General features: G+C 58.9%; 16 protein-coding genes. 14 read left to right on the top strand and 2 right to left on the bottom strand.

All coding sequences use genetic code 11. The features are described from left to right. Positions 1-60: 60 nt before the first annotated feature. From AC07W5_RS28985 to AC07W5_RS28920, 14 genes are all read left to right on the top strand, one after another. The gene (locus tag AC07W5_RS28985) at positions 61-237 is read left to right on the top strand and encodes a hypothetical protein (RefSeq protein ID WP_003176118.1); all 177 of its coding nucleotides are present in this window, start codon (positions 61-63) and stop codon (positions 235-237) included. Next, the gene (locus tag AC07W5_RS28980; protein WP_494995673.1) at positions 221-3,175 is read left to right on the top strand and encodes a sensor histidine kinase; all 2,955 of its coding nucleotides are present in this window, start codon (positions 221-223) and stop codon (positions 3,173-3,175) included. The genes AC07W5_RS28985 and AC07W5_RS28980 overlap by 17 nt, the downstream gene beginning before the upstream one ends. 22 nt (positions 3,176-3,197) lie before the next feature. After that, complete coding sequence (locus tag AC07W5_RS28975) at positions 3,198-4,634, top strand: sigma-54-dependent transcriptional regulator (protein ID WP_494995672.1); 1,437 nt, start codon at positions 3,198-3,200, stop codon at positions 4,632-4,634. A gap of 730 nt (positions 4,635-5,364) precedes the next feature. Beyond that, on the top strand, positions 5,365-6,774 hold the full coding sequence (locus AC07W5_RS28970; RefSeq protein WP_494995670.1) for a polynucleotide adenylyltransferase PcnB: 1,410 nt from the start codon (positions 5,365-5,367) through the stop codon (positions 6,772-6,774). 4 nt (positions 6,775-6,778) lie between these two features. Next, positions 6,779-7,258 carry a 2-amino-4-hydroxy-6-hydroxymethyldihydropteridine diphosphokinase gene (gene folK / locus AC07W5_RS28965; RefSeq protein ID WP_494995669.1) on the top strand — a complete coding sequence of 160 codons (480 nt, stop codon included), beginning with the start codon at positions 6,779-6,781 and terminating at the stop codon, positions 7,256-7,258. A gap of 259 nt (positions 7,259-7,517) precedes the next feature. Next, the gene (panB, locus tag AC07W5_RS28960) at positions 7,518-8,318 is read left to right on the top strand and encodes a 3-methyl-2-oxobutanoate hydroxymethyltransferase (protein ID WP_495024824.1); all 801 of its coding nucleotides are present in this window, start codon (positions 7,518-7,520) and stop codon (positions 8,316-8,318) included. Continuing rightward, complete coding sequence (gene panC / locus AC07W5_RS28955) at positions 8,315-9,169, top strand: pantoate--beta-alanine ligase (RefSeq protein ID WP_495011331.1); 855 nt, start codon at positions 8,315-8,317, stop codon at positions 9,167-9,169. The genes panB and panC overlap by 4 nt, the downstream gene beginning before the upstream one ends. 205 nt (positions 9,170-9,374) lie before the next feature. Continuing rightward, positions 9,375-9,755 carry an aspartate 1-decarboxylase gene (gene panD / locus AC07W5_RS28950; protein ID WP_003228271.1) on the top strand — a complete coding sequence of 127 codons (381 nt, stop codon included), beginning with the start codon at positions 9,375-9,377 and terminating at the stop codon, positions 9,753-9,755. Between the two features lie 245 nt (positions 9,756-10,000). Continuing rightward, entirely contained in the window at positions 10,001-11,665 is a 1,665-nt protein-coding gene (gene pgi, locus AC07W5_RS28945; RefSeq protein ID WP_494995666.1) for a glucose-6-phosphate isomerase, read from the top strand. 188 nt (positions 11,666-11,853) lie between these two features. Next, complete coding sequence (acs, locus tag AC07W5_RS28940) at positions 11,854-13,791, top strand: acetate--CoA ligase (RefSeq protein ID WP_494995665.1); 1,938 nt, start codon at positions 11,854-11,856, stop codon at positions 13,789-13,791. A gap of 52 nt (positions 13,792-13,843) precedes the next feature. Further along, a complete protein-coding gene (locus AC07W5_RS28935; protein ID WP_494995664.1) occupies positions 13,844-14,716 on the top strand; it encodes an oxygenase MpaB family protein in 873 nt (290 codons plus the stop codon). Between the two features lie 163 nt (positions 14,717-14,879). Then, positions 14,880-16,058 carry an acetyl-CoA C-acetyltransferase gene (locus AC07W5_RS28930; RefSeq protein ID WP_494995663.1) on the top strand — a complete coding sequence of 393 codons (1,179 nt, stop codon included), beginning with the start codon at positions 14,880-14,882 and terminating at the stop codon, positions 16,056-16,058. A gap of 98 nt (positions 16,059-16,156) precedes the next feature. Continuing rightward, on the top strand, positions 16,157-17,170 hold the full coding sequence (locus tag AC07W5_RS28925) for a class I SAM-dependent rRNA methyltransferase (RefSeq protein WP_494995662.1): 1,014 nt from the start codon (positions 16,157-16,159) through the stop codon (positions 17,168-17,170). Between the two features lie 106 nt (positions 17,171-17,276). Then, a complete protein-coding gene (locus tag AC07W5_RS28920) occupies positions 17,277-20,216 on the top strand; it encodes a DUF748 domain-containing protein (RefSeq protein WP_495024823.1) in 2,940 nt (979 codons plus the stop codon). A gap of 222 nt (positions 20,217-20,438) precedes the next feature. Here AC07W5_RS28920 and AC07W5_RS28915 read toward each other — a convergent pair whose 3' ends face one another. Together AC07W5_RS28915 and AC07W5_RS28910 are read right to left on the bottom strand one after the other, a co-directional pair. Further along, entirely contained in the window at positions 20,439-20,795 is a 357-nt protein-coding gene (locus AC07W5_RS28915) for a BON domain-containing protein (protein ID WP_495024822.1), read from the bottom strand. A 372-nt stretch (positions 20,796-21,167) separates the two neighbouring features. Further along, positions 21,168-21,584 carry a pilin gene (locus tag AC07W5_RS28910; RefSeq protein ID WP_495011327.1) on the bottom strand — a complete coding sequence of 139 codons (417 nt, stop codon included), beginning with the start codon at positions 21,582-21,584 and terminating at the stop codon, positions 21,168-21,170. Between the last annotated feature and the right edge of the window lie 145 nt (positions 21,585-21,729).

Raw genomic sequence — 21,729 nt, 5'->3', positions numbered from 1 at the left:
CGCCCATCCGTTACCATCGCCGCACGTTTTCGGGCACGCGCACAATAAAGAGAGGCCAGGATGTACATCTATCGTTTGGTCCTGCTCCTGGTAGTCGGGATCTATCTGTTCTCCCCGGCCATCATGGATTGGTGGATCGACGCCACTGGCGCCTGGTATCGCCCTTATCTGCTCTGGCTGATTCTGATCGTCGTGACCTTCATCCTGCAGAGTCAAAAAGATGCCGATGAGCTTTAGCCTGACCCAGATGATCCTGATCAGCGCCGCCTACCTGGCGGTGCTGTTCGCAGTGGCCTGGATCAGTGAGCGCGGGATGATCCCGCGCTCGATCATTCGCCACCCACTGACCTACACCTTGTCGCTGGGTGTGTATGCCAGCGCCTGGGCGTTTTACGGCACTGTCGGCCTGGCCTATCAGTACGGCTATGGCTTTTTGTCCAGTTACCTCGGAGTTTCCGGGGCCTTCCTGCTGGCGCCAGTGTTGCTGTATCCGATTCTGAAAATCACCCGCACCTACCAGCTATCGTCGCTGGCCGACCTGTTCGCATTCCGTTTCCGCAGCACCTGGGCCGGCGCGTTGACGACGATTTTCATGCTGATCGGCGTCTTGCCATTGCTGGCGCTGCAGATTCAGGCAGTCGCCGACTCCATCAGCATCCTCACCCGCGAGCCGGTACAGCATCGCGTGGCCCTGAGTTTCTGTGCGCTGATCACCCTGTTCACGATCTTCTTCGGCTCCCGGCATATCGCTACCCGGGAAAAGCACGAAGGGCTGGTGTTCGCGATCGCTTTTGAGTCTGTGATCAAGCTGATCGCCATCGGCGGCGTCGGTCTGTATGCCCTGTACGGTGTGTTCGACGGTCCGCAACAGCTTGAGCTATGGCTGCTGCAGAACCAGACCGCCCTCGCCGCCTTGCACACACCTCTGCAAGAAGGCCCATGGCGCACGCTGTTGCTGGTTTTCTTCGCCTCGGCAATCGTCATGCCGCACATGTACCACATGACCTTCACCGAAAACCTCAACCCGCGCGCTTTAGTGAGCGCAAGCTGGGGCCTACCGCTTTTCCTGCTGCTGATGAGCCTGGCGGTGCCACTGATTCTCTGGGCCGGCCTGAAACTGGGTGCCACCACCCATCCGGAATACTTCACCCTGGGTGTCGGCATTGCCGCCAACAGCAAGGCACTGGCGCTATTGGCTTATGTCGGCGGGCTGTCGGCCGCCAGCGGGCTGATCATCGTCACCACCCTGGCGCTGTCCGGGATGGCCTTGAACCACCTGGTGCTGCCGCTCTATCAGCCGCCCGCCGAAGGCAACATCTATCGCTGGTTGAAGTGGACCCGCCGGGCACTGATCGTCGCGATCATCATGGCCGGCTACGCGTTCTATCTATTGCTGGGAGCCGAGCAGGATCTGGCCAACCTCGGCATCGTCGCCTTCGTCGCGACGTTGCAATTCTTGCCCGGCGTGCTGTCGGTGCTGTATTGGCCTACGGCCAACCGCCGCGGCTTCATTGCCGGGTTGCTGGCGGGGACGCTGGTGTGGCTGGTGACGATGCTGTTGCCGTTGATCGGCAATCTGCAGGGCTTCTATATTCCGCTGCTGAACATGATCTACGTGCTGGATGACACCAGTTGGCACATGGCGGCCATCGCCTCGCTGGCCGCCAACGTGCTGATGTTCACCCTGATCTCGCTGTTCACCAATGCCAGCACCGAAGAAGCCAGCGCCGCTGAAGCCTGTGCAGTGGATAACGTCCGTCGCCCGCAACGCCGAGAACTTCACGCGGCCTCGCCACAGGAGTTCGCCACGCAACTGGCCAAACCGCTGGGGGCCAAAGCCGCACAGAAAGAAGTCGAACAGGCGTTGCGCGACCTTTATCTGCCCTTCGATGAGCGTCGTCCTTACGCCTTGCGCCGGTTGCGCGATCGTATCGAGGCCAACCTCTCCGGCTTGATGGGGCCGAGCGTGGCCCAGGATATGGTCGAGACTTTCCTGCCATACAAGGCCGGCGGTGAGAACTATGTCACTGAAGATATCCACTTCATCGAAAGCCGCCTCGAGGACTACCACTCGCGCCTGACCGGCCTGGCGGCCGAGCTCGACGCCTTGCGTCGATATCACAGACAAACCTTGCAGGAACTGCCGATGGGCGTCTGCTCGCTGGCCAAGGACCAGGAAATCCTCATGTGGAACAAAGCCATGGAAGAGCTGACCGGCATCGCCGCCCAGCGTGTGGTGGGTTCGCGTCTGAGCACCATTAACGATCCGTGGAAAGAATTGCTGCAAGGCTTCATCAACCTGCCGGACGAGCATTTGCACAAGCATCACCTGGCCCTCGACGGCCAGACCCGCTGGTTGAACCTGCACAAAGCCGCCATCGACGAGCCGCTGGCGCCCGGCAACAGCGGCCTGGTGCTGCTGGTCGAAGACCTGACCGAAACCCAGATGCTTGAGGACAAACTGGTGCATTCCGAGCGGCTGGCCAGCATCGGCCGACTGGCTGCCGGCGTGGCACATGAAATCGGCAACCCGATCACCGGTATCGCCTGCCTGGCGCAAAACCTGCGTGAAGAGCGCGAAGAAGACAGCGAACTGACCGAAATCAGCGGCCAGATCCTTGAACAGACCAAGCGCGTCTCACGCATCGTCCAGTCGCTGATGAGCTTCGCCCACGCTGGCAGCCATCAGCACAGCGACGAGCCCGTGTGCCTGGCCGAAGTGGCGCAGGACGCCATTGGCTTGCTGGCACTGAACCGACGCAACTTCGAAGTGCAATTTTTCAACCTGTGCGACCCCGAGCACTGGGTCGACGGCGACCCACAGCGGCTCGCCCAGGTACTGATCAACCTGCTGTCCAATGCCCGCGACGCCTCACCGGCCGGCAGTGCAGTACGGGTCAAAAGCGAAGCCGGCGAACACACGGTCGATTTGATCGTCGAAGACGAAGGCAGTGGTATCCCGAAGAACATCATGGACCGATTGTTCGAACCCTTCTTCACCACCAAGGATCCTGGTGAAGGCACCGGTCTGGGCCTTGCACTGGTCTATTCCATCGTTGAAGAGCATTATGGACAAATCACCATCGACAGCCCGGCTGACTCCGAAAGCCAACGCGGCACCCGTATCAGGGTGACCTTACCGCGTCATGTCGAAGCGACGTCCGCTGTGAACTGAGACCGTCGAGAGAATCGAATCAATGCCGCACATTTTGATCGTCGAAGACGAAACAATTATCCGCTCCGCCTTGCGCCGCCTGCTGGAACGTAACCAGTACCAGGTCAGCGAAGCCGGTTCCGTGCAGGAAGCACAAGAGCGTTTCAGCATTCCCACGTTTGACCTGATCGTCAGTGACCTGCGTCTACCGGGCGCACCTGGCACCGAGCTGATCAAGCTCGGCCAGGGCACTCCAGTGCTGATCATGACCAGCTACGCCAGCCTGCGCTCGGCAGTCGACTCGATGAAGATGGGCGCGGTGGACTACATCGCCAAGCCTTTCGATCACGACGAAATGCTTCAGGCCGTCGCACGCATTCTGCGTGACCGGCAATCGGCACAGAGCGCTGCGGGTGAACGTCCTGCCGGCAAAGCGGCCAATGGCGCAGAGAAAGCCGGTGTTGATAACAGCAACGGCGAAATCGGCATCATCGGTTCCTGTCCGCCCATGCAGGATCTTTACAGCAAGATCCGCAAAGTCTCGCCTACCGATTCCAATGTGCTGATCCAGGGTGAGTCCGGTACAGGTAAAGAGCTGGTCGCTCGCGCCCTGCACAACCTGTCCAGACGCGCCAAAGCGCCGATGATTTCGGTGAACTGTGCGGCCATTCCGGAAAGCCTGATCGAGTCCGAACTGTTCGGCCACGAGAAAGGCGCCTTTACTGGCGCCAGCGCTGGCCGTGCGGGCTTGGTCGAAGCCGCTGACGGCGGCACTTTGTTCCTCGATGAAATCGGCGAGTTGCCGCTGGAAGCTCAGGCTCGTTTGCTGCGCGTGTTGCAGGAAGGCGAAATCCGCCGGGTCGGCTCGGTGCAATCGCAGAAGGTCGACGTACGCCTGATCGCCGCGACTCACCGTGATCTCAAGAGTCTGGCCAAAATAGGCCAGTTCCGTGAGGACTTGTATTACCGTCTTCACGTAATTGCCCTGAAGTTGCCAGCCCTGCGTGAGCGTGGAGCCGACGTCAACGAAATCGCCAACGCCTTCCTCGCCCGGCAAAGCGCCCGGGTCAACCGCACTGACCTGAAGTTCGCCCCGGATGCCGAGCAAGCGATTCGTCATTACTCCTGGCCGGGTAACGTTCGCGAACTGGAAAATGCGGTCGAACGTGCGGTGATTCTGTGCGAGAGCCCACAGATTTCCGCCGAGCTACTGGGAATCGATATCGAGCTTAGCGACCTGGAAGATGACGATTTCATCGGTTTGGCGCCGCAACAGGGCAGCGCCAACAACACCAGCCACGAGCCCACGGAAGACTTGTCACTGGAGGACTACTTCCAGCATTTCGTCCTTGAGCATCAGGATCACATGACCGAGACCGAACTGGCCCGCAAGCTCGGGGTCAGCCGCAAATGCTTGTGGGAACGGCGCCAGCGCCTGGGTATTCCGCGGCGCAAGACCGGGGTTGCCAGCGAGAGCTGAGTCCGCTCAGCCACACGGGTAACACCCTCATACGTAAAAAAACTGTTACCTAAGCTTTTTCACGTAACAAAAGCCGGGGCTTACGGTAACGAAGCCCCGGCTTTTTTACGCCCTGAAAAACCTCCGCCTACCGGCTAACCCCTTGTTTTACTGAGCCTCTCAAAAGTTGGCACGACACCTGCTATATGCTTAGTACAAAAACAATAACAAGCAACGTAAAAGACAATAAAAATAAGACGAATCGGCTCACGCACAATAAAAACAACACGGCGGAGGCGCAGCTAACTGATTCTTTTGGAGAGGCGTTGTATTTGGGGCTTGCCCCGCAACCAGGCCGAGAACAACAAAAAACTGTCCTAAGACAGAGCCTGAACTGGTTGGATCACTGGATCATGCAACACAGCGACCAAAGCAATCCGTTTGCTCTTGGCTCCCGATTGGGAGGGTCACGAAGGCAAAACCTCGTGGCAAGGGCGATCAACAAAAACAAAAAGCCCAACACCAATAATAAAAATAGAGCATGCAACTACTTCTTGGGGAGCTTCGGCTCCCCTTGTAGTTTCTGCGATTCCTGACACCGCGATCAGAACCCGCCGCCTCAGCTCTTAAGAGTTATCCGTATCAGCGTGGCGCAGCTTCCTACACCATCCCCCGACTAAATGCTAGAATCCCCGCCCATCATGCGGTCATTCTTCGTTATGGCCGAACATTCCTTCAAACAGTGCATCCCATGCTGAAGAAGTTGTTCCAGTCATTCCGTTCTCCCTTGCGTCGTACGCAACACATTCGCAGCACGCCTGAAGTGCTCAACAGCAGCCAGCATTCGCTGCAACGCGCCCAGTTCAGCCGTTATGCGGTAAACATCGTCGAACGCCTGCAGAACGCCGGCTACCAGGCTTATCTGGTCGGCGGCTGTGTGCGCGACATGTTGCTTAACATCACCCCCAAAGACTTCGACGTTGCCACCAGCGCCACACCGGAACAGGTTCGCGCCGAATTTCGTAATGCGCGGATCATCGGCCGTCGCTTCAAACTGGTGCACATCCACTTTGGCCGCGAAATCATTGAAGTCGCGACCTTCCGCGCCAATCACCCGCAAAACGACGACGAGGAAGACAGTAACCAGTCCTCTCGTAACGAAAGCGGGCGCATTCTGCGGGACAACGTCTATGGCACACTGGAAGAAGACGCTCAACGTCGCGACTTCACCATCAATGCCCTGTATTACGATCCGGTCAGCGAACGCATTCTCGACTACGCCAACGGCGTACACGACATCCGCAACCACCTGATCCGTCTGATCGGCGATCCACGACAACGTTACCAAGAAGATCCGGTACGGATGCTGCGGGCCGTGCGTTTCGCCGCAAAACTGGACTTTGGCATCGAGAAGCACAGCGCCGCGCCTATTCGTGAGCTGGCGCCGATGCTGCGGGAAATCCCGTCGGCCCGACTGTTCGAAGAAGTGCTCAAGCTGTTCCTCTCCGGGCATGCCGCCGACACCTTCGAAATGCTGGTGGACCTTCAGCTGTTCGATCCATTGTTCCCGGCCAGCGCCGAAGCACTGGAACACAACCCGACGTACACCCACACCCTGATCAGCGAAGCCTTGATCAACACCGACCTGCGCATCAAGCAGAACAAGCCGGTCACCCCAGCGTTCCTGTTCGCCGCCCTGCTCTGGCCTGCCCTGCCGGCCCGCGTGCTGCGTCTGCAGGACCGTGGCATGCCGCCGATTCCGGCGATGCAGGAAGCCGCTCACGAGCTGATCAGCGAGCAGTGCCAGCGCATCGCGATTCCGAAACGCTTCACCATGCCGATCCGCGAGATCTGGGACATGCAGGAACGCCTGCCTCGGCGCAGCGGCAAACGGGCCGATCTACTGCTGGACAACCCGCGCTTCCGTGCCGGTTACGACTTCTTGCTGCTGCGCGAAAGTGCCGGCGAACAGACCCATGGCCTGGGCGATTGGTGGACCGATTATCAGGACGGCAACGACAGCGAGCGGCGCGACATGATCCGCGACCTCAGCAGCAAGGACGATAGCGCCAGCGGTGCCCCGCGCAAACGGCGCCGCAGCGGTGCCAGCAAGCGCAAGCGCAGTGCCACTGCCGGTACACCGAGCGCGTCGGGCGAGTAAGTTCATGGAACGCATCTACATAGGTATGGGCAGCAACCTGGCAGCCCCGGTGGAGCAATTGCGTAACGCCGTCGATGCGTTGGCGCAGTTGCCGCAGTCCGAACTGGTCGGCGTGTCAGCCTTCTTCCAGAGCGACTCTCTGCTCCCCGGTCAACCGCGTTACACCAACGCCGTGGCCGCGCTGGACTGCAGACTCGCGCCACTGGAGCTGCTCGATGCGCTGCAAGCCATCGAAAACGATCAGGGCCGCGAGCGCAATGAACGCTGGGGACCACGCACGCTGGACCTGGACATCCTGCTGTTCGGTAACCGACTGATTGACGAACCGCGCCTTAAAGTCCCCCACTACCACATGCAGGCCCGAGCCTTCGTGCTCTACCCCTTGGCCGAACTGGCCCCCTCAGGCCTGCAACTGGCTGATGGCCGACTTCTCAGTGAATTGCTCGCCAACTGTCCATTTATCGGACTCGAACGTCTGGCGTAGCTTTGATTTTTTGCAGGAGCGAGGTGCTGAATCGCATCAGTAACGTCGGTAACACCACCGCCGTAACAATGCGGTAACACACACAATTGACTTCCAGAGTTCTCCTCACGACTATAGGCGTCCCGCTGCCGCCAACCCGGCGCTAAAGGGCGCAATCCAGGCCATATAAGCACCACGAAAGAGGGTGCGCCTGTATAAATGACGAATCACGCGCGTTACTCGCAGTAGTTTCCACAGCGCCTGAATGAGGACTTTTTTCATGCCAGACATCACCCTGACCACCCTGCAAAGCCTCAAGCAAAAAGGTGAAAAAATCACCATGCTGACTTGCTATGACGCAACCTTCGCCCACGCCTGCTGCCAGGCTGGCGTCGAAGTGCTGCTGGTGGGCGATTCCCTCGGCATGGTGTTGCAAGGGCATGACAGCACACTGCCAGTGACCACCGCTGACATGGCATACCACGTTGCAGCCGTCAAACGCGGTAACACCGGAGCACTGATCCTCGCGGACCTGCCGTTCATGGCCTACGCGACCACCGAACAGGCCCTGACCAACAGCGCACAGCTGATGCAGGCCGGGGCCCATATGGTCAAGGTCGAAGGTGCGGTCTGGCTGGCGGAGTCGATCCGCCTGCTGGCTGAACGCGGCGTACCGGTATGTGCACACATGGGGTTGACGCCGCAGTCGGTGAACATCCTCGGTGGCTATAAAGTCCAGGGCCGCAATGAGAACCAGGCCCGGCAGATGCGCGCCGACGCCATTGCCCTGGAGCAGGCGGGTGCCGCCATGTTGCTGCTTGAGTGTGTACCGAGCGAACTGGCACAAGAGATCACCCAGGCAGTGAGGATTCCGGTAATCGGGATCGGCGCCGGTAGCGCCACCGACGGCCAGGTGCTGGTTCTGCACGACATGCTCGGCCTGTCCCTCACTGGCCGCGCACCGAAGTTCGTGAAGAACTTCATGGCGGGTCAAGATAACATTCAGGCGGCCTTGAACGCATACGTCACTGAAGTCAAAGCCGTAACTTTCCCTGGCGCTGAACACGGATTCTCTGCATGAACACTGTCAAGACCGTGCGCGAGTTGCGCGCCGCTGTAGCCCGCGCCCGCAGCGAAGGCAAGCGTATCGGCTTCGTGCCGACCATGGGCAACCTGCACAGCGGCCATGTGGCGCTGGTGACCAAGGCGGCCCAGCGAGTGGATTTCGTGGTGGCGAGCATTTTCGTCAACCCGCTGCAATTCGGCGCGGGTGAAGACCTCGACAAGTACCCGCGGACCCTGGCTGCCGATCAGGAGAAACTGCTCCAGGCCGGCTGCCATCTGCTATTTGCCCCAGGTGTTGAAGAAATGTACCCGGACGGCATGGCCGGCCAGACTCGGGTCAGCGTCCCGCAACTGTCCGAAGGTCTGTGCGGCGCCAGCCGTCCCGGTCATTTCGAGGGCGTGGCGACGGTGGTCTGCAAGTTGTTCAATATGGTCCAGCCAGATCTGGCGATCTTCGGCCAGAAAGACTTCCAGCAACTGGCGGTCATTCGCGCCCTGGTCCACGACCTGAACCTGCCGATCCAGATTATTGGCGAGCCGACCGTCCGCGCCGCTGATGGTCTGGCGCTATCCTCGCGCAACGGCTACCTCACGGAGGAACAACGCGCCATCGCACCGGCCTTGTACCGCAGCCTGAGCCAGATTGCCGAAGCCATCGAACAAGGCGAGCGCAATTACCCCAAGCTCCTCTCAATGCATAACCAAAAGCTCGAAGCGGCCGGCTTTCGCCCCGACTACCTGGAAATCCGCCAGGCACTGAGCCTGCGTCCGGCCACCGCGGATGACCGCGACCTGGTGATCCTCGCCGCAGCCTATCTGGGCGCCACCCGGCTGATCGACAACCTGCATTTGAACCTCGACGCGTAAAAGAAAGCGGCTCCGCCACATACTTGTGGGAGCGGGCCGGGCGACGTTCGCTTGCTCGCGATGACGGCTTAACATTCAACAAAGATGTTGACTGCCAGACCGCTATCGCGAGCAAGCGAACGTCGCCCGGCCCTTCCCACATATTGCCCGCCTCAAAGGCTTCGGGCAAACTCCCCGCCGTTCGGATCTGACCAAGGAAACATTCATGCACGCCATCATGCTCAAAGCCAAGTTGCATCGCGCCGAAGTCACCCATGCTGTGCTCGACTACGAAGGCTCTTGCGCCATCGATGGCGAATGGCTGGACTTGTCCGGAATCCGCGAGTACGAACAGATCCAGATCTACAACGTCGACAACGGCGAGCGCTTCACCACTTATGCGATCCGTGGCGAAGAAGGCTCACGCATGATTTCGGTCAACGGCGCCGCAGCACACAAAGCCAAGGTCGGTGATCGGGTAATCATCTGCGCCTATGCCCACTACAGCGAAGCTGAACTGCTCAACTTCAAGCCGCGCATGCTCTACATGGCGCCGGGCAATGAACTGAGCCACACCAGCAATGCCATCCCGGTTCAGGTCGCCTGACCAACCGCGCATTTCTCCACACTGAAAGCCTGGCGGTCATGTCCGCCGGTCGCGATGTTATAAAAAAGTACCGTTCACCGGTCAGACAAAGCCAAGACAGATCAAGACGCGAGGTTTACTGTATTCGCCCTGCGCTTTTCAATCGTGTTAACGCAGGTTGACTGGACATTGTCTTGTGACTGAGCAGGACATTCCGGGCTTTTTAGTGTCCAAAAGGCAGTTCAAGTAAAAGGAAACCCGCTGCGATGGCGTACTACCGCACTCCTCACGACGTTACCGCTCTGCCCGCCTGGCAAGCGTTGAATCAACACCGCGAAGCCATGCAGGATTTCAGCATGCGCGAAGCGTTCAATGCCGACCCCCAGCGCTTCAATGAATTCACCTTGAGCGGCTGTGGGCTTTTTCTCGATTACTCGAAAAACCTGATCAACAAAGAAACCCGCGACCTGCTGGTGGGCCTGGGTAACGAAGCCGGTCTGCAGGACGCGATCAAGGCGCTGTTCGCTGGCGAGCTGGTCAACTCTTCTGAAGGCCGCCCTGCCCTGCACACCGCACTGCGCCGCCCGGTAGGCGACAAGCTGTCGGTGAACGGCGTCAACGTGATGCCGGAAGTGCACAAGGTTCTGAACCAGATCACTGAGTTGGTCGGCCGGATCCACGACGGTCTGTGGCGCGGTTACACCGAGAAGCCGATCACCGACGTGGTGAACATTGGTATCGGTGGCTCGTTCCTCGGTCCGGAGCTGGTCTCCGAAGCGCTACTGTCCTACGCCCAGAAAGGCGTGCGCTGCCATTACCTGGCGAACATCGACGGCAGCGAGTTCCACGAGCTGTCGGCGAAGATTCGTGCAGAGACCACGCTGTTCATCGTTTCCTCGAAATCCTTCAACACCCTGGAAACCCTGAAAAACGCTCAGGCCGCTCGTGCCTGGTATCTGGCCCAGGGTGGCTCTGAAGCCGAACTGTATCGTCACTTCATCGCAGTCTCCAGCAACAATGCCGCCGCCGTGGCGTTCGGTATTCGCGAAGAGAACATCTTCCCGATGTGGGACTGGGTTGGCGGGCGTTACTCGCTGTGGTCGGCCATCGGCTTGCCGATCGCCCTGGCCATCGGCATGTCCAACTTCAAGGAGTTGCTGTCCGGCGCCTACACCATGGACCAGCACTTCCAGAGCGCGCCATTCGAAAAGAACATGCCGGTGCTGCTGGCGTTGCTCGGCGTCTGGTACGGCAATTTCTGGGGCGCGCAAAGCCACGCGATCCTGCCGTACGACCACTACCTGCGCAACATCACCAAGCACTTGCAGCAACTGGACATGGAATCCAACGGCAAGAGCGTGCGCCAGGACGGAACACCGGTGTCCACCGACACCGGCCCGGTCATCTGGGGTGGCGTAGGTTGCAACGGTCAGCATGCATACCATCAGTTGCTGCACCAGGGCACCCAGTTGATTCCGGCCGACTTCATCGTGCCGATCGTCAGCTTCAACCCGGTGGCCGACCATCACCAATGGCTGTACGCCAACTGCCTGTCGCAAAGCCAGGCGCTGATGCTCGGCAAGACTCGCGCCGAGGCCGAAGCCGAACTGCGTGACAAGGGCATGAGCGAGGACGAGGTGCAGAAGCTTGCGCCGCACAAGGTGATCCCGGGCAACCGTCCAAGCAACACGCTGGTCGTCGAACGCATCAGCCCGCGTCGCCTCGGCGCACTGGTGGCAATGTACGAACACAAAGTCTTCGTGCAAAGCGTGATCTGGGGCATCAACGCCTTCGACCAATGGGGTGTGGAGCTGGGTAAAGAGCTGGGCAAAGGCGTCTACAACCGTCTGGTCGGCAGCGAAGAAACCCTGGCCGAAGACGCATCCACCCAGGGCCTGATCAACTACTTCCGCGGTCGTCACCGCGGGTAATCTGAAACTTGCTCCCGTAGGAGCCGAGCTTGCTCGCGATGCAGACGCCGCGGTGTATCAGGTACACCGCGTTATCGTTCATCGCGAGCAAGCTCGGCTCCTACAGAGTCGCTTCTTCCCCCTCTTGAACCCACCTGCTACTCGGCGCATCTTTATCACTTGTCGCAAAACAAGAATAAGGAACCGTCATGTTCGATATCAGCACTTTCCCCAAAGCCGATGCCGTCCGCCGGGCTGCGCAACTGAGTCAGGACGACTACCAGCGCCTGTACCGCCAATCCATCGAGCAACCCGACATCTTCTGGGCTGATCAGGCCAAGCGTTTCCTCGACTGGTCAACACCGTGGCAAAGCGTTCACCACGCGGATCTGAAAACCGGCGCGGCGAGCTGGTTCGCGGGCGGCCAACTGAACGTCAGTTACAACTGCATCGACCGCCATCTTGAACAGCGCGGCGACCAGATCGCGATCATCTGGGAAGGCGACGACCCCGCCGAATCGGCGCAGATCACCTATAAAAAACTTCATCACAACGTCTGCCGCCTGGCCAACGTACTGAAAAGTCGTGGCGTTAAAAAAGGCGACCGGGTCTGTATCTACATGCCGATGATTCCCGAAGCCGCCTACGCCATGCTCGCCTGCACACGCATTGGCGCGGTGCACTCGGTGGTCTTCGGTGGTTTTTCCCCGGACGCCCTGCGTGACCGGATTCTCGACGCCGACTGTCGCACTGTGATCACCGCCGATGAAGGCGTGCGCGGCAGTAAGCTTGTCCCACTGAAAAAGAACGTCGACAAAGCCCTGCTCAGCTGTCCGGACGTCAGCACGGTGCTGGTGGTCGAGCACACCCAAAATGAGGTCAACTGGGTCGAAGGCCGTGACCTCTGGTATCACCAGGCCCTACGCAGCATGAGTGACGACTGCCCCCCCGAACCAATGGGCGCTGAAGACCCACTGTTCATCCTTTACACCTCTGGCAGCACCGGCAAACCCAAAGGTGTACTGCACACCACTGGCGGCTACCTGCTGCAAGCGGCGATGACCTTCAAGTACGTATTCGACTACCGTGACGGCGAAGTCTTCTGGTGCACCGCCGATGTCGGCTGGGTCACCGGCCACAGCTACATCGTCTACGGGCCGTTGGCCAATGGCGCGACCACACTGATCTTCGAGGGCGTGCCGAACTACCCGACCAGCTCGCGGTTCTGGCAGGTCATCGACAAACATCACGTCAACATCTTCTACACTGCGCCCACCGCATTGCGCGCGCTGATGCGTGAAGGCACAGAGCCGTTGCAAGAGACATCGCGCAGCAGCCTGCGGTTGTTGGGCACTGTCGGTGAACCCATCAACCCGGAAGCCTGGGAATGGTATTTCAATGCCGTCGGCGAGCAACGGTGTCCGATCGTCGATACCTGGTGGCAGACCGAAACCGGCGGCATCATGCTCAGCCCGCTGGTCAGCACCCGCCGAATCAAACCCGGCTGCGCCACCCAGCCAATGTTCGGCGTACAACCGGTGTTGCTGGACGAACAAGGCAAGGAAATCAGCGGCGCCGGTAGCGGCATACTGGTGATCAAGGCCAGCTGGCCGGCGCAGATCCGCAGCGTCTACGGCGACCCGAAACGCATGCTTGAAACCTACTTCAAACCCTACCCGGGCTATTACTTCACTGGCGACGGCGCCCGTCGCGACGACGACGGCGATTACTGGATCACCGGGCGTATCGATGACGTGATCAACGTGTCCGGGCACCGCATCGGCACCGCTGAAGTAGAAAGCGCGCTGGTTCTGCACGACAGCATCGCCGAGGCCGCAGTCGTCGGTTACCCCCACGACGTCAAAGGCCAGGGGATCTATGCCTTTGTCACACCGATGAATGGCATCGAACCCAGTGACGCACTGAAGAAAGAACTACTGGCGCATGTCAGCAAAGAAATCGGCAGCTTCGCCAAACCGGATTTGATCCAGTGGGCACCGGCCTTGCCGAAAACCCGTTCGGGCAAGATCATGCGACGGATTCTGCGCAAGATTGCCTGCAATGAACTGGACAGCCTGGGCGATACTTCGACCCTGGCCGACCCGAGCGTGGTCGAGGGTCTGATCGACAAACGCCTGAACCAATAAACCTGCGCGGCCAACGCCGCGCCTTGCTTAGCGCTGTAACAACCGAGCAGTCATGGAATTCATTCGTAGTCGTATCGAAACCCAGATCATGAGCCTGAGCGGCCTGTCCCTCGGCAAGCTTGATCTGGAGAACCCCAAGGGCGATCCCGGTCTGTTCGGCCCGGATTCGGTCAGTTGGCAAGTGCATGGTGACTTCAGCAGCATGTTGATCGGCGGCATCAGCGCCTTGATGCTGCAAGCCCTGCATCCACTGGCGCTGGCCGGGGTCTGGGATCACTCGAACTTCCGTGAGGACATGCTCGGCCGACTGCGCCGTACCGGGCAGTTTATTTCCGGCACTACCTTCGGCTCTCGACAGGACGCCGAGTGGCTGATCGACAAGGTTCGCACCATCCACCTGCAAGTGGTCGGCACCGCGCCCGATGGCCAGCCTTATGCGGCCAGCGACCCGCAGCTGCTGACCTGGGTGCACGTGGCTGAGGTGAGCAACTTCCTCACCGCTCACCTGCGCTACCGCAACCCGAATCTGTCGCCGGCCGATCAGGATCGTTACTACGCGGAAATCGCCGTGGTCGCCGAGCGCCTTGGTGCCCAGGATGTACCGCGTTCACGCCAGGAAATTGCCGACTACCTTGTACGAATCCGCCCACAGTTGGTGTGCGATGAGCGCAGCCACGAAGTGCTGCGCCTACTGCTGGACGCCCCGGCACCGAGCCGTTTGGCCAAGCCCTTCGGTGCGCTGATGATGCAGGCCGGTATCGATTTGTTACCAGACTGGGCGAGCGACATGCTGGGTGTCAGCCAAGGCTCGCTGCAACGCCAATTGATCCGCGCCAGCGTCAACCGCAGTGCGCCGTTGCTGCGCTGGGCGGTGCGCAACGGCTCGGTGCATCGTGCCCGGCGCCGCATGGGTTTGCAGACCTGAGACGGCATGAACAAAACGCGACCGGCCGGTTCGCGATTGGAACCGCTCAGGTTTTGTGTGCAACCATGCGGTCTTGATCGTCAACGCCTCAGGCACGAGCTCCCCGCTTCACAAGGTCGGCCGCGAACCGAGGTGACATCCAACAATAAAGAGGACCTGTGCCATGCAAGACGTCGTAATCGTTGCCGCCACCCGGACCGCTGTGGGTAGTTTCCAGGGTTCGTTGGCGAATATTTCTGCCGTTGATCTGGGCGCTGCGGTGATCGTTCAGTTGCTGGCGCAAACCGGTCTGGACGGTGCGCAGGTCGACGAAGTGATCATGGGCCAGGTCCTCACCGCTGGCGCCGGGCAAAACCCTGCCCGTCAGGCCGCGATCAAGGCCGGCCTGCCTCACGCCGTTCCCGCCATGACCCTGAACAAGGTCTGCGGTTCGGGCCTCAAGGCGCTGCATCTGGCGACCCAGGCCATTCGCTGCGGCGATGCCGAAGTGATCATTGCCGGCGGTCAGGAGAACATGAGCCTGTCCAACTATGTCATGCCCGGCGCACGCACCGGTTTGCGCATGGGCCACGGCCAGATCGTCGACACCATGATCAGCGACGGCTTGTGGGATGCCTTCAACGATTACCACATGGGGATCACCGCGGAAAACCTGGTGGCCAAGTACGACATCAGCCGTGAAGCACAGGATGCGTTCGCCGCAGCCTCGCAACAGAAAGCTGTGGCGGCCATCGAAGCCGGGCGTTTCGTCGATGAAATCACTCCGATCCTGATCCCCCAGCGCAAAGGTGACCCGCTCGCCTTCACCACCGATGAGCAGCCACGGGCCCATACCACGGCGCAATCCCTGAGCAAGCTCAAACCCGCCTTCAAGAAAGACGGCTCGGTCACCGCCGGCAACGCCTCGTCACTGAACGATGGTGCCGCCGCAGTGATTCTGATGAGCGCCGCCAAAGCCCGCGCTCTCGGACTGCCAGTGCTGGCGAAAGTCAGCGCTTATGCCAACGCAGGCGTTGACCCGGCAATCATGGGCATCGGCCCCGTCAGCGCCACACGTCGCTGCCTGGACAAGGCCGGCTGGACGCTGGATCAACTGGACCTGATCGAAGCCAACGAAGCCTTTGCCGCACAAGCATTGGCGGTCGGCAAGGAACTGGGTTGGGATACCAGCAAGGTCAACGTCAATGGCGGCGCCATTGCCCTCGGCCACCCGATCGGTGCCTCAGGCTGCCGTGTGCTGGTGACCCTGCTCCACGAGATGATCAAACGCGATGCGAAAAAAGGCCTCGCAACCTTGTGCATCGGTGGCGGTCAGGGTGTGGCATTGGCGATCGAGCGCTAGTTCTCCCCGCCTTGCAGGAGCGTCGACCGGCTGCTCCTACAGGGGCTGCGGTGAAACTGATAGACTGCCGCGCCCAATCACCTTGCAAGGCGCCCGGCATGTCTTCCTTGAATCAGGCGCTGCGCGCCGCCCTCGATCATCGCAAAGACCTGCTCGCTGAACTGCATCAGCAAGGCACCGACTGCTATCGGTTGTTCCATGGCAGCCAGGAAGGTGCCGGCGGCCTGACCATTGACCGTTACGGCCCGCAACTGCTGGTGCAAAGCTTTCACCAGCCGTTGGAACGCGACGCACTGCTGCAACTGCATGAAACCATCAATCAGCATCTGGACCTGAACACCCTGCTGGTCTACAACGACCGCTCCCGGGGCAATTCGCGCATCGATCGGGAAGACTCGGTCTACCGTGCCGAAGACGCCGCCCTGGAAGATATGATCGGCCACGAATGGGGTTTGAATTACCGCGTCCGCGGCCGTCATGCCGGACAGGACCCTTTGTTGTTTCTTGATCTGCGTAATGCTCGTGGCTGGGTCAAAGACCACAGCGCCGGTAAAAGCGTACTGAACCTGTTCGCCTACACCTGCGGCGTCGGCTTGAGCGCAGCCGCTGGCGGCGCCAGCGAGGTGTGCAATCTGGACTTTGCCGAGGGCAATCTGGCGGTCGGCCGTGAGAACGGCCAGCTCAATCCACAATTGCCGAAAATGCAGTTCATTCAGTCCGACTATTTTGCAGCGATCCGTCAACTGGCCGGTTTGCCAATCATTCAGCGCCGTCACAAATTGCCGAGCTATCCACGCCTGGAACAGCGCCAATACGACCTGGTCCTGCTCGACCCACCCGCCTGGGCCAAAAGTGCTTTTGGCACCGTTGACCTGTTGCGCGACTATCAAAGCCTGCTCAAACCGGCCCTGCTGAGCACCGCAGAAAATGGCGTACTGATCTGCTGCAACAATCTGGCAAAGGTCAGCATGGACGACTGGCGAGAACAGGTACTGCGCTGTGCTGAAAAGGCCGGGCGTCCGGTGCGCGACTGGCAGGTACTGATCCCGGGCAGCGACTTCCCTTCCATGGATCAGCAACCACCCTTGAAAACGCTGATTCTGCAACTTTGAGTCGCCTGTCAAAATCAGAAAAAATCCTGATAACGGCGATTGCTTTGGAACCGGAAACGCGTGCCATACTCCAACGCACTTCCGATTCAGATAGATGACACCCCAGATGCCCAAAGGATTGATTCGCGCTATTGGCGCCTTGCTGACCGCTCTCGCCCTTTATAGCTTGCTGGGGTTTCTGATATTGCCGGGCATCGCCTTGCGAGTCGTCAATCAACAATTGGCCAACTACGCAACAGTCCCGGCACACATCAATCGGATCGAGCTCAACCCCTTCAGTCTGGAGCTGACCTTGTGGGGTCTGAATATCGGTGAGCCGGGGAAGGAGCAAATCGGCTTCGAACGGTTGTACGCCAATCTGCAGATCGACAGCCTCTGGACCCGTGCACTGCACTTGGCCGATGTCGAGTTGGACAAGCCCAAGACCGAAATCCTGTTCGGCAAAGACGGCAAGCTCAATCTGCTGGGACTGTTCAAACTGCCCGCCAGCGAGCCGACACCTGTCGATCCTCAAGCCAAACCATTCCCGCTGCGCATTGAGCGCATCAAGCTGGCAGGTGGCTATGTGCATTTCCAGGATGCGCGCCCAAGCGAGCCCATCGAATTTCTTTACAACACGCTCGACCTCGAACTGAAAAACCTCAGCACCTTGCCCAATGACAATGCCGACATGACCCTGGTCGCGGCAGGTCCCGAAGGTGGGCATCTCGACTGGACCGGCAATTTCAGCCTGGTGCCGATCGCCTCCGAAGGCACACTGAAAGTCACCGACGGCAAAATGAAAGTCTGGTGGCCGTACGTGCGCGATGCCGTGCCGCTGGTGCTCGAAGACGGAATCCTGAACCTCAGCACTCATTACAAACTCAACCTGGCCAAAGAAACCGAATTGCTGCTCAGCGACACCTCGCTAAGCGTGGCGCCATTTGCAATCAAAGCGCCCGACGGCCGGCCACTGGCACGCCTGGAGCGGCTGGATGTCAGCGAGACCTCGGTCGATCTGCTCAAGCAGCAAGTAATCGTCGGCAAGATCCGCAGCCAGAAACTGGAAACCTGGGCTGCCCGCGAAGCCGATGGTCAACTCGATTGGCAGAAACTCTTTGCCAGCCAACCGGCCAAGCCCGCTACGAAACCGGAGCCTGCCAGTGCTCCGGCAGCAGCCGACTCGCCCAAGCCGGCACCGAGCGCCCCAAACAAACCCTGGAAGGTCCTGTTGAAGGACGTGCAACTACGTAACTACCAGGTCCATTTGGCGGATCGCCAGGCACAACCAGCGGTGGAGCTGGAACTCGGCCCGCTGAATCTGGACCTGCAAAACTTCGACAGCCTCAATCAGTCGCCTTTCACCCTCAAGCTCGATACCGGGCTGGGCAAGCAGGGCAAGATCCAGGCAAGCGGCGAAGTCAATCTGAGCCCGGTCAGTGCCAGGCTGCAGGTGCAGACCAAAGACATCGACCTGCGCGTCGCCCAGTCCTATATCAGTCCATTCATTCGCCTGGAGCTGCGCAGCGGCATGCTTGGCAGTGATCTGGCAGTCAATCTCAAAAGCACCGAGCCGTTGGCGTTCAACGTCACCGGTCGGGCTCAGGTCGATCAGTTGCACACCCTGGATACCTTGAAGACCCGCGACTTCCTCAAGTGGCAGCAATTGGTGCTCGAAGGGTTGAATTACCAACACGGCGACAGCCTGTCGATCACCAAGGTCAACCTGTTACAGCCATACGTGCGCTTCATGATCAACGATGACCGCACCACCAATATCGATGATCTGTTGATCCCGCAGCCAGCTGACAACGGCAGCAAAAGCGCCATTAAACCGGCCGCCACCAGCAACGAAAAACCGCTGGGTATCCATATTGGTGAAATCGCCATCAACGACGGCTCGGCCAACTTCGCCGACTTGAGCCTGACACCAAACTTCGCCACCGCCATTCAACAGCTCAATGGTCAGATCGGCACCATCGACAGCCGCCAGGCAAAGCCGGCGAGCGTCGATATCAAAGGCAAGGTCGACCGTTACGCCCCGGTCACCATCAAAGGCAGCGTGAACCCCTTCGACCCAATGGCGGCGCTGAATATCGCCACCAGCTTCAAACGTGTCGAGCTGACAACCCTGACGCCCTACTCCGGCAAGTTCGCCGGTTTCCGCATTCGCAAGGGCCGACTCAATCTCGACTTGCATTACCTGATCAGCAAAGGTCAGTTGAAAGCCGAAAACAAAATGGTGGTCGAGCAACTGCAACTGGGTGAAAAAGTCGACAGCCCGGATGCCGTAGACCTGCCGATTCGCCTGGCAATCGCACTGCTCAAAGACTCGGACGGAAAAATTTCCATCGAGCTCCCGATAAGCGGTGACTTGAACAATCCCCAGTTCAGCGTGATGCCGGTCATCTGGCAGACCCTGCGCAATCTGGTGCTGCGAGCGGTTGAAGCTCCGTTCAAGTTTATTGGCGGTCTGGTCAGCGGCGGCGGCGGCTCGGAAGATCTCGGCAGCGTGTTGTTCGCTCCAGGCTCCAGTGACCTGAGTAAGGACTCCGAATCGACGTTGACCAAACTGGCCAACGCCCTGAAAGAGCGCCCGGCCCTGAAACTGGAGATTGAAGGCACCAGCGCCCAGAGCAGTGACGGCCCACCGATCGCCGAACAGCGGCTAGAGCGTGAATATCAATACAACTACTACAAAATGCTTCAACGCCGCGGTGAGAAGGTCCCTGCGCAAGCCTCGCTGTTAGAGGTGCCGGACAGCGAAAAGGCGCCGTTGCTCGAAGGCATCTATCGCACCCGCCTGAAAACACAGCCACCGGCCGAATGGACGCAACTGAGCCGCGACGAACGCACGGCAAAGCTGCGTGAGGGTTTGATTAAATTCTGGAGCGAAAGCGACGTTCTCCTACGTCAACTGGGACAAGATCGGGCCAGCAGCATCAAGGACTTTCTGGTGGACAAAGGGCAGTTGGCTGACGATCGGGTTTACTTCATCGACGCTAATCTTGGGCAAGCTCAAAGTGATGGTCGGGTAATCACGCCGCTGCATCTGGACAGCGAGTAAACATGCAAACACGCTTCTTGCTCAGCCTGGCATTGGCCTCTGCCGCCAGCCAGGCTCAAGCCGATACGCTGCGCTTCAAATAAAACAAGCTCCGACACTCAGTGCCGGATTCTGTAATGACCACGTCTGCATGGCCTTTGGCATGAACCTTGGAGGAATGACAGGCGTACTGCTGGAGCGCCTGTCGTCCCCTTCTCCCAGCCCAGGCGAGAAGCTTGAACCCTACTCGGCTTTCAGACCGTCAGCCGATACGGCTTTTACGCCTTTGATTTTCCTGGTGATATCCACTGCCATTTTTTTCTGTGCGTCGGTTACAAGAACAGTCGAGGACAAAGAAACCACGCCTTTGTTGGTTTCAACTTTGATGTCAGTGCCAGGAATACCTTTCTCGGTTACCAGATCGCTTTTCACTTTAGTCGTGATCCAGGTGTCAGAAGTGACTTCCTTGACCTTGGCCATTTCACCTGCAGCCACAAGCATTGGCGACTGGGTGGTTTGAGTGGTCTGGGCAAATGCAGCGTTGGCCATGGTCAGGGTCAGAGTGGTTGCCGTAGCGGCGGCGATAGCGAACCTCTTCATACGAGTAACTCCTGTTTTTCCAGAAAGCCTGCGCCGTGCTTTGGCGACAGGGTCTAGCAGAGATATAGCAGGCGTTGTGCCAACTCCAGGATGAAAATAAATGCTTAAAAATCAATGTATTGAGATATAAGCAAAGTTCCTGAATCGTGCAGATTGCATGACCTGTATGTAATCTGCATGCAAGTTGCGAGTATCACAAAAGTTCCTGACACCCTGAGTTTCTGGCCATTTACAGTTTGATCTAACCTGCTATGAATAGACTGAAACGACGCCGCTGATCACCCTCGGTTCATCTTCGATTTTCCCCATAAGAAGTGCCCTGACTTCACTAGCCGGGGCATTTCTTACTGGTATTACCGGCTTGCGAGAACGCTACGTACCGCTGGCAGCACAACCTTTTGGAGAGTACTCAGGCTCCACAGTGGTAGAGCAGGTCCAGCCCTCGTCGTGTGTGCGGGTGAGAGTGATGGTTTTGCTCAGCACAGGGCCCGGAGCATTCAGAATCGTGCAAGCAATTGTGCCTGCACCCGTCGAGGCGGTACCTGATGCGGTCATTGTGCAGTTAGACGTAGTAGCGGTGCCGCCCACCAAGGCTAATGTCGGATCGGTGCCCTGATTGATGATGTCTTCAAATGAAACTTTCAGCGCGGATATCTCTGCCAGACCGGCCGTACTCTTGGCCCGCGCCTGATATTTCGTATAAAGCGGCAACGCAAAGGTGGCCAAAATGCCGATGATCGCGACCACGATCAACAGCTCGATCAAGGTAAACCCTTTTTGACTATTCATAGACGAGCTCCAGGCATTAAGTGAAGTCTGATGACCTATACAGGTCAATGCACAGTGCATGCCAAACACGTTGGGCCTTTGTCTGCGGGTGCGCGAGGCTGCTGGCGCATCGCCCTTATCCCCAGAAACTGCACAAAATGACACT

The organism is Pseudomonas sp. GW821-FHT01E05 (assembly GCF_059422425.1).
This window is presented reverse-complemented; position numbering and strand designations above follow the sequence as displayed.